Here is a 13,736-nt window from a genome sequence, read left to right as displayed (position 1 = left end):
TAAACCATGATAGAATTTAAATTAGAAGGCGAATTTATTCCGCTCATACAATTGCTGAAAGCAACCGGACTGGTTCAAAGTGGCGGCGAGGCCCAAACTGTTGTTGAAGACGGTTTGATCAAGTATAATGGACAGGTGGACCATCGTAAGCGCCTGAAGGTCAGGGTTGGCGATGTAGTTGATTTTATGGGTCAACAAATAAAGGTGATCTAATGGCAGAAATTCTAAGCAATGGGCACAGCATCTACTTTGACACGGCACTGGAACCACTTCAGTCATTTTTAGCAGATCAAAAGTACAGCAAGGTTTTCGTGTTTGCAGATGGCAATACTTCTGAAGTTTGTTTACCCGTTTTTCAGGCCATGCTTGGCGATTATACCGGGTTTGATCTGATCGAGACGGATCCGGGCGAGGAAAACAAGAACATTGATTTCTGTATCGGCATCTGGAAAACGTTGCTGGACTTTGAAGCCGATCGAAAATCCCTGATGATCAATCTTGGGGGTGGCGTCATTACAGATCTTGGTGGATTTGTAGCTTCTACCTATAAACGCGGCATTGATTTCATTAATATTCCGACAACGCTGTTGTCTATGGTTGATGCCTCTGTTGGCGGGAAAACGGGCATCGACGTGGATAACGTGAAAAACATGGTGGGCACGTTCAGTTTGCCACAGGCCGTGTTTATTGAGTCTGCTTTTCTGCAGACCTTACCAGAAAGAGAGCTGTTATCTGGATTTGCTGAGATGATCAAACACGGTTTGATCATGGATAAAGCTTATTTCGAGGCATTGAAGTTAGTGGATTATCGTTCCGTGACTGCGGAGCAGATCTATCGTTCTGTAGAAATTAAGCATGAGGTCGTAACAAAAGACCCATTGGAGAAAGGTTTACGTAAGATCCTGAACTTCGGGCATACTATCGGCCATGCCGTGGAAAGTTATGCTTTAAGCAACGATGAACGACCGCTTACCCACGGTGAAGCAATAGCTATTGGTATGATCTGCGAAGCTTACCTTTCTGTAAAATACTGCGGATTGGCTGAGCAATCGTTGCAAGAGATTACAACTTATATCAAAGCTGTTTATCCCGCATACCACATTACTGAAGCAAGCTTTAATGAGATCTTAGCATTGGTTAAAACCGACAAAAAGAATGAACATGGTTTTGTGTTATTCTCCTTGTTGGCTGAAATCGGAAAATGCGAGTACAACTGTAAAGTTACTGATGAAGATCTGCTGGAAAGTTTGAAGTACTTTAATCAGGTCTATACCGGTTGAGTTCTAATTTGAGTATAGAACAGGTAAATTAAAAAACCTTATTGGGCTTACCAGGGATGCGCTGGAACATTTGATCAGCAAATTATACTAAAGCGAAATATAGACCATTTCCTGAGTTCATAAATTTGGAGAAATGCTAAGTATAAAAGCGTTTACGATTAATTATTTTTTTAATTTAACCCTTGACAAATTAAATTTTGTTACTACATTTGGATATATAAGAACAAGAAATGATAATTAACAGCACATATTGGTTTGGTTACTTTTACTACTTTAGTAAGAGCCGGGACTAATATGCAATCTGATAAGATATACTGTATATAGAAGTCCCGGCAATACGCCGGGACTTTTTTTGTTTTTAGCCAGTTGAAAATGAAAACGCAAATAAGACAAATCATCAAATAATGAAAGCACCAAGAGTTGCCATCCAAGGTACAAAAGCCTCATTTCATGAAGCAGCAGCATTTAAGTTTTTCGGTAAGGATATCGAAACTGTTGAATGCGATTCTTTCAAGCAAACCTGCGAAAGCATGCAGCATGATGAAGCAGATTACGTGGTCATGGCCATTGAGAACTCCATTGCAGGAAGTCTGTTGCCAAACTACACCTTGCTTCGGGATTACAATTTTTCCATTGCTGGTGAGGTTTATCTGCCGATTCAACTACATCTAATGGCCCTGCCGGGGGTTAAATTTGAAGACATCAAGTATGTGACCTCCCATCCTATTGCGATCCGTCAATGTATAGACTTCTTTGATCAGTTTCCGCATTTGCAGGTGATTGAAAGCAGCGATACGGCAGCATGTGCGAAGAAAATTCGTGATGAGCAATTAACCGACACGGTAGCCATCGCAAACACCTTAGCTGCTGAACTTTATGGCTTGAACATTATTGAGCGCAGGATAGAATCTAACCGTAAGAACTTTACCAGGTTCCTGATTTTAACGCGTGAAGCCTCCGAAGAAAGTAGATCTTTTAACAAAGCCTCCATATGTTTCCAGGTTGGAAACGCTGTTGGCACACTCGCTAAGGTGCTGAACATCTTTGCCGAGGAACGAATCAACTTATCTAAGATCCAGTCAATGCCTGTTTTGGGCAGAAGGAATGAATACAACTTTTACGTAGATATTGAGTGGGACGACCTCGAGAAGTATGACCGGGCACTCCGGATGGTACTTAAGCACACCGTAAACTTTAATATCATGGGCGAGTACGTAAAAAACGACCAGGTATAAACGAGCAAATCGCAGCAGGCTCCATTGAACGATCGAGCTGCACAACTAACAATATTAATAACCCCCAAAAACATAAACAACATGAAATTGAATTTAAACATCCAACCATTAAGTAGCTGGATATCTGTAACCAACGAACCTTTGATCATCTCCGGTCCCTGCAGTGCAGAAACGGAAGAGCAACTGCTTTCTACAGCGCATTTATTAAAGAGTACCGGTAAAGTTTCGGTATTGAGAGCAGGAATCTGGAAGCCGCGTACCCGTCCGGGAGAGTTCGAAGGTATCGGCAGTATCGGCCTGGAGTGGCTAAAAAGAGCGAAAGAGGAAACTGGCTTGCCAACTGCCGTTGAAGTTGCAACAGCGAAACATGTTGAAGAGGCATTAGCTGCAGGCGTGGACATTCTGTGGGTTGGTGCAAGAACCACTGCGAACCCATTCTCTGTACAGGAAATTGCAGATGCACTTAGAGGTCATGATGTACCTGTACTGGTTAAAAACCCTGTGAATCCGGATCTTTCCTTATGGATTGGTGCATTAGAGCGTATTAACAATGCGGGCATCACCAAAATTGGTGCAATTCACCGCGGATTTTCATCTTTCGAAAAAAGCTCTTTCCGTAACGAACCAATGTGGGAGCTTGCAATCCAACTGAAAACGCACTGCCCGGAATTACCGATTATTAACGACCCTAGTCACATCTGCGGTAACCGTGAGCTGATCCCATACATCGCGCAGAAAGCGCTAGACCTTGACATGCAAGGCTTGATGATCGAATCACATATTGATCCTTCTGTTGCCTGGACTGATGCTAAACAACAGGTTACCCCTGCAGCACTGGCAGAGCTTGTGGAGCGCTTCTCTATTCGTCAGCCGGAATCGCAGAATGAAGCATTTGCAGATAAGTTGGCTGACCTTAGAAGACAGATCGACAAGATCGATGACCTGGTTATTCAGAAACTTGGAGAGCGTATGGCTATCGTGGAAAAGATCGGTGAATTTAAACGTGATAATAACGTAACGATCTTGCAGGTACACCGTTGGGATGAGATCATGAAAAGACGTGGTGCCTTCGCTTCAGCCTTGAAACTTGATCCAAACTTCACAGAGAAGTTCCTGGAATTGATCCACAGCGAGTCGATCAGAAAGCAGACGCTGATTATGAATAAAGATAAAACTGCAGAAACCATTGTAGAAGTTGCACCACCTGTTCAAGCCTAACCCTTGTCAGCTACAAAAATGAATAAACACGAGGCTTTGGTTAGTTTCCCGAAAGGGGCTACAATTGATGCAACCATACGGTTAACAGGTTCTAAGAGTGAAAGTAATCGTGCACTGATTATTGCCGCATTGAGCAAAGGTGTCATTGCCGTAGACAATCTATCAGACGCTGCAGATACGGTGACATTGAACCGTATCCTGGAGCAGCTTGCTAAAGATCCCGCTGGGGCGTCGCCCATTGACGTGGGGCATGCTGGCACAGCGATGCGCTTCTTAACCGCTTACCTGACTACTGTGGGAGGTTCTTTCGAACTTACTGGATCCAAACGCATGAAGGAACGTCCGATAAAGCTTCTGGTAGAAGCTTTATGGACTTTAGGTGCTTCCATCTCCTACCTGGAAGAAAATGGTTATCCACCGCTGCAGATTACTGGTGGGTTTAAGCAGGTGACAGATGCCGTACAGATTAAAGGTGATGTGAGTAGCCAGTATCTTTCGGCCTTGCTGATGATTGGTGCCTCGCTGGAGAAAGGCTTGAGCTTGCAGATCGTAGATGATCTAACCTCCGAGCCTTATGTGCGTATGACTTTAAAAATGCTGGAAGAAGCTGGCATTAAACATACCTGGACTCAGAACGTCATCAAAATTGAACATCAGGATTTCACACCTGGTCGTTTAATTGTAGAGCCTGACTGGAGTGCTGCTTCTTACTGGTACAGCATCGCAGCACTGGTTCCGGGCGCGAACATTTCCCTTCCCAACCTTAAAGAGCACAGCTTGCAGGGCGATAGCCGTATTCAGCAGTTGATGCGTCCATTGGGCGTTGAAACCAGCAGGACAGAAAATGGCGTGTTGCTACAGTCAAGTGCCAGTGCAAACCAGGTTGCGATGTTGGAGGATGAGACAGGTTTGGTCGAGGGTTCAATGCCCGGCAATTCAGTGCCTGGATCAAATAGCGATAACATAACAGACGTCATTGATTTGAAAGATTGTCCCGACCTTGCACAAACGATCATTGTGTGTGCCGCTGCGAAGGGGCTCAATCTGCGCTTCACTGGATTAGAGACCTTGAAGATCAAGGAGACAAACCGCGTAAAAGCTTTACAGAATGAGCTGGCAAAAATTGGTGTTGAGCTTGTTGAAGACAACTTCATCTATACGCTTAATTGTCAGAACCTGCATTTCCCTGAGCGGGTAAGCATCAGGACTTATGACGATCACCGGATGGCGATGGCCTTTGCGCCGTTAAGCATCTTTGTGAAGGCGCTTGAAATTGAGGACATGGATGTGGTGGAGAAATCGTATCCGGATTTCTGGAAGGACCTGGAGAAAGCGGGCTTCTTGGTGAAGTAAAATATACTCGTAAAAGAATACAAACAAACATTGTTTATTTACAGCAATAAGGATTATTAATATGGCAGGCAACTCCTACGGGCAGCTTTTTAGAATATCAACTTTCGGAGAATCACATGGTGTGGGCATTGGTGTTATCATCGATGGATGCCCCGCCAACCTGCCAATAGATCTGGAATATATACAGGCTGAGCTGGACCTAAGGCGTCCTGGGCAGTCGAAGATCACCACACAGCGGAAAGAAAGCGATACGGTACAAGTACTGTCCGGTATCTTCGAAGGCAGGAGTACGGGAACACCCATCGCGCTGCTCATTCCAAACGAGGACCAGCGCTCCAAAGACTATTCGCATAACAAGGACGTCTACCGCCCTTCTCATGCCGACTACACCTATGACGCTAAATATGGTATACGGGATTACCGCGGAGGCGGAAGGTCTTCAGCCAGGGAGACCGCAGCGCGTGTAGCAGCTGGTGCAATCGCAAAGTTGCTGCTCAAGGAACATGGCATTGAAGTCTTTGCTCATGTGTCTGCTGTGGGCACCATCGAAGCGCCGAACCTGGCTGACCTTAGCATTCAGGAGTTGTACCAGCAGCGTGAAGAGAACATCGTGCGCTGTGCAGATCCTGCAACGGCACATCAGATGATTGCCTGCATTGATGAGGTGAGGAAAGAGGGTGATACCATTGGTGGCAAGGTGAGTTGTATCATCAGGAACTGCCCTGCCGGACTTGGTGAACCGGTATTTGATAAACTTCATGCCGAGCTTGGAAAGGCAATGCTGAGCATTAATGCCGTGCATGGCTTTGAGTACGGATCTGGTTTTAGTGGCAGTGAAATGCGTGGCTCGGAGCATAACGATATCTTCGTCCCTGATGGAGACCAACCTAAAACGCTGACCAACTTCTCTGGTGGTATACAAGGCGGAATTTCAAATGGCATGGAAATCAATTTCCGGGTGGCATTTAAGCCTGTAGCAACCATCATGCACAACCAGCAAACGATCAATGCTGCTGGTGAGGCTTCAGAAATAAAAGGCAAGGGACGCCATGATCCTTGTGTGGTGCCAAGGGCGGTTGTGATCGTTGAGGCGATGGCAGCATTAGTTCTCGCAGATCAGCTATTAAGAAATAAAAACAGCCGGTTGGATTAATCCACCGGCTGTTTTTGTTTCTATTTGTTCGTTTTATCGGAGTCTTCTTTGTGCCTTTAACAGGTAAGTGTAATTACCTTCCTACATTCAAAAGCCCCATCGAACGTTATCGGTTAATATATTGAAGGATATTTATTTGCATTATACTCGTGCATCATCTGGTACACAGTTTCAACAACATCATCTACGGATGGCTTGGTGAAGTAATCACCATCAGAACCGTATGGAGTGCGATGTGCCTTGGCGGTAAGGGTTCGTGGCTGTGAATCCAGGTAATAGTATCCTTTTTGAACTTCCATGATCTGCTGCAGGATGTATGCACTTGCACCGCCTGGAACATCCTCATCAACAACTAAAAGCTTATTTGTTTTTTGCAGAGACTTCGCACAAAGTGCGTCGATATCGAATGGCAATAGTGTTTGTGGATCAATAACTTCCACAGAAATATTCATCGCTGCCAGTTCTTCCACTGCTTCTTCTACAATTCTCAGTGTAGAACCATAGCAAACCAGCGTAACATCAGTACCGGACCTAAGCACTTCTGCTTTTCCAAGCGGAACGGTATACGCTCCGACATTGTCTGGCATCTTCTCTTTCAAACGATAGCCATTCAAACACTCGATCACCAATGCAGGTTCATCAGCACGAAACAGGGTGTTGTACATACCGGCAGCCTGCGTCATGTTACGCGGAACGCATATATGCAAACCCCTTAGGGACCCAAGGATCATACCCATCGGAGAACCAGAGTGCCAAACACCTTCTAGCCTGTGACCGCGTGTACGCACAATAACTGGCGCTTTTTGACCGGCTTTTGTTCTATAGGAAAGTGTAGCAAGATCATCACTTAAGATGTTCAGCGCGAAAAGCAGATAATCCAGGTACTGGATTTCCGCAATTGGCCGCAAGCCACGCATGGCTAATCCTATCCCCTGGCCGATAATGGTCATTTCACGAATCCCGGTATCACTGATTCGCAGTTCACCATATTTGGCTTGTAAACCTGCGAAGCCCTGATTCACATCTCCGATATTTCCTAAGTCTTCACCAAAGGCCACTAAACGCTGATCCCGCCCAAAGTTGGCATCAAAACAGGCGTTCAAGAGCTCACGTCCATCCACCATCTTAGCATCATCAGAATATTCCACGGGGTTGGAGACAACCGCCGATGGGGTATCCCTACCCTCCGTAAATAGTTTAGTGTTATATTTTTCAGCATTGTCTGCTAAGCTGGCATTCACCCATTCCAGTAAAGCTTGTCTCGCTGGCGAAGGATTATTAATCGTTATCCTCAAAGCTTTTCTTGCAGCAGTAAGAAGGTCTTTACGCAGCGCATCTGGCGTGCTGGACAACTTCGAAGTAATCCGCAGGATAGCAGGATCACGTTCATCCAAGGCATTGATCAGGTTCGTGACAGTCTTTTTATCTTCCTTGATGACGTTTAAAAACTCATTCCAAGCCTCTTTCTGCGCATTACGCACAAAAGCTTTCGCTTCATTTTCAATGTTTGTGATTTCCTCTTCTGTGGCAATGGCCGATTCAATCATCCATTTACGCATCTGAAGAATACAATCGTATTCTTTTTCCCATTCTAACCGGGCTTTATCTTTGTAGCGTTCGTGAGATCCCGAGGTCGAGTGGCCCTGTGGTTGCGTAACCTCAGTAACGTGAATAAGTACAGGGACGTGCTGTTCCCGGCAAACATCTATCGCTTTCTGGTAGGTCTCACATAATGCAGGGTAATCCCATCCTCTCACTTTGTAGATCTCATAGCCATTCTGGCTACCATTCCGCTGAAAGCCTTTTAAGATCTCAGATATATCTTCTTTAGTGGTCTGATATTTAGCAGGCACCGAGATACCATAACCATCGTCCCAGACGGAAACGGCCATTGGTACTTGTAGTACGCCGGCAGCGTTTATCGCTTCAAAGAAAACACCTTCTGAGGTAGAGGCGTTTCCGATTGTACCAAATGCTACTTCATTTCCTTCTACCGAGAAATTCTTCAGATATGCAAGCTCAGGATTTTGTCTATAAAGCTTTGAAGCGTAAGCCAAGCCCACCAACCTCGCCATCTGTGCGCCGGTGGGCGCAATATCAGCAGAGCTGTTCTTCATCTGGGTAAGATCTTTCCAGCTACCGTCCTCATTTAAAGAACGGGTGGCAAAGTGACAGTTCATCTGGCGCCCGGCAGAAGCGGGATCTGCCTCCAGATCAGGATTAGCGTAGAGCTGTGCGAAAAAACTTTTGATGGTAGCAATGCCGGTAGCAAAGGCGAAAGTCTGGTCCCGATAATATCCTGACCGCCAGTCGCCCTTCTTGAAAGCCTTGGCCATCGCGATCTGTGGAACTTCTTTTCCGTCTCCGAAGATACCGAACTTGGCTTTTCCGGATAATACCTCCTTACGGCCGAGCAAACTGGCTTGCCTGCTCTCGACAGCGATTTTGTAGTCCTGAATTACGATCGACTTGAAGTCAGTGAAACTTAATTCAGCAGTGTCGATTGGGTTAGTCGTAAGGTTCATATTTGGCGTCATAAGCAATAGAATTACCCGGCAAAGATACAATTTTTATAAAGTTCGGATTAACCGTGCTTTGTAATATATCTGTACAGCCCTTTTAAAATCAATTAGAATAACTTATTTTTGAATTAAACACACGGAGATATGAAAAAGATTTTATTACTATTCACCTTACTAACCGGCGCTACTTTTCTTGCAAATGCACAATCAGCACCTGCTGAATTTAAGTTTGAGAAAGAATCACACAACTTTGGTAAAGTTACTCTAGGCACGCCGGTTTCTGTTGATTTTGTGTATACCAACACTGGTGACGTACCGCTTCAGATCACTAAAGTGGAATCAAGCTGTGGATGTACGGTGTCTGAATACACTAAAACTCCGGTGAAAAAAGGAGAAAAAGGCTTTGTAAAAGTAACCTTCAATCCGGCGGGAGCACCTTTGCCGTTTAGTAAAATAGTTACTGTTAATTCGAATGCTAAAACCTCCACAAAAGTCTTGTATATCAAAGGGGAGACTGTTGCCAAGTAATGATGGCGCTTTCCCACCCTTAGCCGGGTTCTGGCAAATAAGGCTGGATGAGGAGCGCAGGGCTTAAAGAATTACGAATCCAAACTATTGAAAGATAATTTCACAAAGACCCCGTTTTTTAGCGGGGTTTTTTAATTTTGCACCATGCCTAATATATCAGAAAAGGGAATTCAAATGCCCGCCTCACCGATCAGAAAACTAACGCCATTTGCAGATCAGGCAAAAAGAGCGGGTAAAAAAGTATACCACCTAAACATAGGTCAGCCAGACATCGCTACGCCAAGCGGAATGCTGGATGCCATTAAAAACATCGATTTCGATGTTTGGGCTTATACCTCTTCTGAAGGTACCCTTACCTACCGCAGCAAGCTTGCAGAATACTACAACAAACTTGGTTACAACATTACGCCCGAAGACATTTTAGTCACAGTAGGTGGTTCTGAAGCAATCACAATTGCGATGCAGACCTGCGTAAATGAAGGCGATGAGATCATTATCCCAGAGCCTTTTTATGCCAACTACAATGGTTTTGCTTGTATGAGCAACGTAGTTGTGAAACCTATCCTTTCGTATATTGAGAACGGATTTGCCTTGCCGGCGATCTCTGAATTCGAGAAATTAATTACAGACAAGACCAAGGCAATCATCATCTGTAATCCAAATAACCCGACAGGGTATTTATATTCACAAGAAGAACTGGATGCGTTAAAAGCGCTTTGCCTTAAGTACGACTTGTTTTTATTCTCCGATGAAGCTTACCGCGAGTTTTGCTATGATGGCCGTACATTCATCTCTCCAATGCACCTGGAAGGTTTAGAAGAAAATGTGGTGATCATGGATACCGTCTCAAAGCGTTACAGCGCATGTGGTGCCCGACTTGGCTGTCTGATCACTAAAAACAAAGAGGTTATTAAATCTGCATTAAAGTTTGCACAGGCGAGACTAAGCCCGGGCATGGTGGAACAGATTGCCGGAACCGCTGCAGTAGATACCCCGGATAGTTATTTTGAAGAAGTAAATAAAGAATATACTTTAAGAAGAGACACTTTGGTGAGCAGATTGAACGCCATTGAAGGTGTTTTCTGCCCTAATCCAGGTGGTGCTTTCTATGTAGTAGCAAGGTTACCGATCGATGACGCAGATGCATTCTGCCAATGGATGCTGGAAAGCTTTGATCATAATGGTGAAACCGTGATGATGGCTCCTGCTACGGGCTTCTACTCCAGCCCTGGATTTGGAAAGAACGAAGTTCGTATGGCGTATGTATTAAATACAGCTGACTTGGAGTCTGCCATGAACTGCCTTGAAGTTGCCTTGAAGCAATATCCAGGACGCACAATATAGGGAGTACGCCGAAGTTCAGAGCAGCGCACATCATTTTGAAGCCCAGCTCATCTTATCATAAAGCAGCTCATCCTATTATACAATAAAAGCCCCTGTTACTAAACTGCCCCCAAAGTTAAATACTATTTGAGGTCAGTCTAGTAACAGCGGCTTTTTTCATGATGAACCACCTACATTAAAGGCTTATTTGCCTTTGTCCCATTCCTATTTACCTCCGCAAGGTAGAAGCACCCGGCGTTAACACCGGACCTATTTCGATGTTAATGCCTTTATCCGTCCCGCTGCATTCTTGTTTTCCCGATTCAAAGCAAGTGATTTCTTATAACTCGCAAGTGCTTCTTTCGGCTGTTCCAGCACTTCATACATCTCACCCAAACTATCAAAAGCATTGGCACTTTTAGGATGCAGGCTAACATTCAACTGAAAGATTGACAGTGCCTCTTTAAATCTTTTCTGAGCCAGAAGCTGATAAGCCCATCCATTAAGTTCATCGTCACTCAATGTAAAAGCCGGGTCCAATTTTTTCAAGCTAGCCATGGCACTACCTGTATGCTCAAACCCCGTTTTCCGCAAGGCGGCATTCAGCTTCTTCAAACCCGGTGATAAGCCAAAGCCGTTTTCAGCCTTCATATCGGGGATGTAAAAACCCGCAATCTCATCCGTAAACTGGTCAGGATTACCGCCCATTAAGTTAGATAGCACAATAATGGAAAGGTCATCATTGCGATATACAAAAACTGAAGAACGCCCACCACCAACTGGCGCAACTGCCGGATGTTCTGCTCTCGAAACCGTCGGCCAACCCAATGCATAACCGTTAGTCAGCCTGTTAAAGCCACCAATTCTCCCGTTGTTCAATACTGCAGGCGTCCACATGATTTCCATGCTTGCTTTGTCTTTCAACAGTTTACCCGTTTTCAGTGCGATAACCCAGTTCGCCATATCCGTTGCCGTCGACAATATCCCAGCGGCAGTCCTGTAGAACTCCGGAAACTGGATATAGGCTACACCAGGTTTGTCGTTACGCACAAACTGTTCGCCCTTCTGTTTCGTAAGCGTATAAGAACCCGCACTATTTGGGATAACGTCATAGGAATCACCAAATCGCGTCAACTTCATATCTGCAACAGCAAATTGCCTGCTTTCAATGAACTTTGTAAAGTGCATTCCACTTAATTTGGTAATGATCTGTCCTAATAGTACGTAACCGGTCTGGTTGTAACTGAACTTTTCACCGGGCTTAAAATCTATTGGACGTTTCGTAATCTCTTCCATGGCTAAACGTTCGTCTCCTTTACCCATGATCATTCCATCAGAGCCATCCATGTCGGGTAAGCCCGAAGTATGTGTCAGTACCTGCTGCAAGGTAATCTGTTGCCAGGCCTGCGGCAAGCTATCCAGGTGTTTCGACAAGGGATCTTTGATATTCAATTTACCAGCCTCCACTAGTTGCATAATTGCCACGCCGGTGAAAGCTTTAGTAATAGAATTGATCGAGAAAATACTCTTTTCTGTTGCTTTGATATTATGCTCCAGGTTAGCCATCCCGTATGTGGCATGCTTAACTACTTTTCCATCACGGACCACTGCCAACTGCAACGCGGGAATCTTTTTCTCCTGCATAACACGGCTGATAAACAGATCTACACTGTCGGAAGTAGAAACACTTTGCGCCAGAAGGCACAAAGGCAATGATAAAATGGTAACTATTGCAATGGAGGCTTTGCGTGCGAACATAATTTAGCGTTTAGATATTTACAAATTAGAGCGACACCACTGGGTTTTGTTACACAAGCTGTATCTTGCAATACAACCTCGATCTCTGAGTAGAAAATGCGTAAAGCTGCGCTGAAAGGTACTAAGCAAGAAATCAAGCGGTTAGACTTAATCAGAGAATTTCACAACAACCTGATGCTTTGTTAAAGATGGAAAAAGAAACTTTTTGCCCCGCAAGTCGCAAGGAATGGAGAACCTGGCTCGAGGAAAACCACCAAACGAAGCAAGCCGTCTGGCTCATCTACTACAAGAAAAAGAGCAACGCAGCAAGTATAAGCTACAGCGATGCTGTTGATGAGGCACTTTGCTTCGGATGGATTGATAGTACCCGTAAATCCCTTGGAGAAGATCAATTTACGCAGTTTTTCTGCAAGCGAAAGCCACAAAGTGGATGGTCTAAAGTAAACAAAGAAAAGATAACGCGGTTAACAGCCGCGGGCTTAATGACCCCTGCTGGTTTTAAATGCATTGAACTTGCTAAACAGAATGGCTCCTGGTCAATTTTAGATGAAGTTGAAGAACTCATTGTCCCGGCAGACCTCGACAATGCCCTCGCCATGCAATCTGGCGCAAAAGATTTCTTTCTAAGCTTAAGTAAATCCCTGAGAAAACAGATGTTGCAATGGCTGGTACTTGCAAAACGCCCGGAAACCCGGCAAAGAAGAATCAAGGAGATTGTAGAAGCTGCATCCCGGCAGGAGAAGCTCAAAATATTCTTCTAAGCGCCAGAAAAACAGCTTTCTTTCCTGCCCTCCTATATAGACGATGGCAACAACTAGCAAGGCAATGCTGACAGACTGTTGCAAATTCCAGATTCATTTTACAATAAGCGTATAATTGGTAGTATAGAATTCTGGCACAATTGTGGTATATTTGCAGTTGTAAAGGCTAGGAATAGTTAACCTTACCCTTTACAAACATACTGGGGCCGTTTTGGATTTGACAGGGTGGAGCTAAGTATGTTAGCATGCAGTGCGTTGTACGGAGAGCACTTAAAAGAGAACGTTCAAACTATAATTGGCGAAAATAACTACGCCTTAGCTGCCTAATTTAGAATTACGCTAGCTTTTGTTCCTCTAACTGCTGCATTGTTAGGTTAGAATCAGGAGCATCGAAATAACAATGCTGGCGACTGCCAGGTACGGGGCAGCCGTGAGATAAAGTACCTAAGGAGAAAGGCAAGGTAGGTTTCCGGCCCGTCTGATCCCGACAAGAAAATGGAAAATAAGCATGTAGAAGGCATAATTTATCACACAACTGGACAAGGGTTCGAACCCCTTCGGCTCCACAAGACTCACGGAAAAAAGACACTCGCAAAACGGGTGTC

The 13,736-nt window shown here is 44.7% G+C and carries 11 protein-coding genes and 1 other RNA gene; 10 read left to right on the top strand and 2 right to left on the bottom strand.

Annotation, left to right across the window (positions count from 1 at the left end):
- Positions 1-6: 6 nt before the first annotated feature.
- The 6 genes from ACTHQF_RS11710 to aroC all read left to right on the top strand — a co-directional run bounded on the left by ACTHQF_RS11710 (position 7) and on the right by aroC (position 6,239).
- Positions 7-213, top strand: a complete 207-nt coding sequence (locus tag ACTHQF_RS11710) for an RNA-binding S4 domain-containing protein (RefSeq protein ID WP_440430403.1) — start codon at positions 7-9, stop codon at positions 211-213.
- Positions 213-1,280, top strand: coding sequence for a 3-dehydroquinate synthase (gene aroB / locus ACTHQF_RS11705; RefSeq protein ID WP_440430402.1), 1,068 nt, complete (start codon positions 213-215; stop codon positions 1,278-1,280). The genes ACTHQF_RS11710 and aroB overlap by 1 nt, the downstream gene beginning before the upstream one ends.
- A 404-nt stretch (positions 1,281-1,684) precedes the next feature.
- Positions 1,685-2,515 (top strand): prephenate dehydratase, encoded by an 831-nt coding sequence (locus ACTHQF_RS11700; RefSeq protein ID WP_440430401.1) that lies wholly within the window; start codon positions 1,685-1,687, stop codon positions 2,513-2,515.
- Between the two features lie 81 nt (positions 2,516-2,596).
- Complete coding sequence (locus ACTHQF_RS11695; RefSeq protein WP_440430400.1) at positions 2,597-3,733, top strand: chorismate mutase; 1,137 nt, start codon at positions 2,597-2,599, stop codon at positions 3,731-3,733.
- 18 nt (positions 3,734-3,751) lie between these two features.
- Positions 3,752-5,086 carry a 3-phosphoshikimate 1-carboxyvinyltransferase gene (aroA, locus tag ACTHQF_RS11690; RefSeq protein ID WP_440430399.1) on the top strand — a complete coding sequence of 445 codons (1,335 nt, stop codon included), beginning with the start codon at positions 3,752-3,754 and terminating at the stop codon, positions 5,084-5,086.
- 61 nt (positions 5,087-5,147) lie between these two features.
- Positions 5,148-6,239: a chorismate synthase gene (gene aroC / locus ACTHQF_RS11685; protein WP_440430398.1), complete on the top strand. Its 1,092-nt coding sequence runs from the start codon at positions 5,148-5,150 to the stop codon at positions 6,237-6,239.
- Between the two features lie 113 nt (positions 6,240-6,352).
- On the opposite strand, the gene ACTHQF_RS11680 is transcribed toward aroC, so the two are convergent.
- Entirely contained in the window at positions 6,353-8,764 is a 2,412-nt protein-coding gene (locus ACTHQF_RS11680; protein ID WP_440430397.1) for an alpha-ketoacid dehydrogenase subunit alpha/beta, read from the bottom strand.
- 141 nt (positions 8,765-8,905) lie between these two features.
- On the opposite strand from ACTHQF_RS11680, the gene ACTHQF_RS11675 reads away from it, so the two are divergent.
- Together ACTHQF_RS11675 and ACTHQF_RS11670 are read left to right on the top strand one after the other, a co-directional pair.
- Entirely contained in the window at positions 8,906-9,289 is a 384-nt protein-coding gene (locus ACTHQF_RS11675) for a DUF1573 domain-containing protein (protein WP_440430396.1), read from the top strand.
- A gap of 144 nt (positions 9,290-9,433) precedes the next feature.
- Entirely contained in the window at positions 9,434-10,633 is a 1,200-nt protein-coding gene (locus ACTHQF_RS11670; RefSeq protein WP_440430395.1) for a pyridoxal phosphate-dependent aminotransferase, read from the top strand.
- 249 nt (positions 10,634-10,882) lie between these two features.
- Here the strand turns inward: ACTHQF_RS11670 and ACTHQF_RS11665 are convergent, their stop codons facing one another.
- Positions 10,883-12,370, bottom strand: a complete 1,488-nt coding sequence (locus tag ACTHQF_RS11665; protein WP_440430394.1) for a serine hydrolase — start codon at positions 12,368-12,370, stop codon at positions 10,883-10,885.
- Positions 12,371-12,558: 188 nt separating this feature from the next.
- Between ACTHQF_RS11665 and ACTHQF_RS11660 the strand changes: the two genes are divergently transcribed.
- Both ACTHQF_RS11660 and ssrA read left to right on the top strand, forming a co-directional pair.
- Complete coding sequence (locus ACTHQF_RS11660) at positions 12,559-13,131, top strand: YdeI/OmpD-associated family protein (protein ID WP_440430393.1); 573 nt, start codon at positions 12,559-12,561, stop codon at positions 13,129-13,131.
- A gap of 202 nt (positions 13,132-13,333) precedes the next feature.
- Positions 13,334-13,700, top strand: a transfer-messenger RNA (tmRNA) gene (gene ssrA, locus ACTHQF_RS11655).
- Positions 13,701-13,736 lie beyond the last annotated feature (36 nt).

This window comes from Pedobacter sp. SAFR-022, from assembly GCF_051965375.1.
Lineage (GTDB): Bacteria > Bacteroidota > Bacteroidia > Sphingobacteriales > Sphingobacteriaceae > Pedobacter.
Note: the sequence above shows the minus strand (reverse complement) of the source record. Positions and strands in the feature narration are given on the sequence as shown.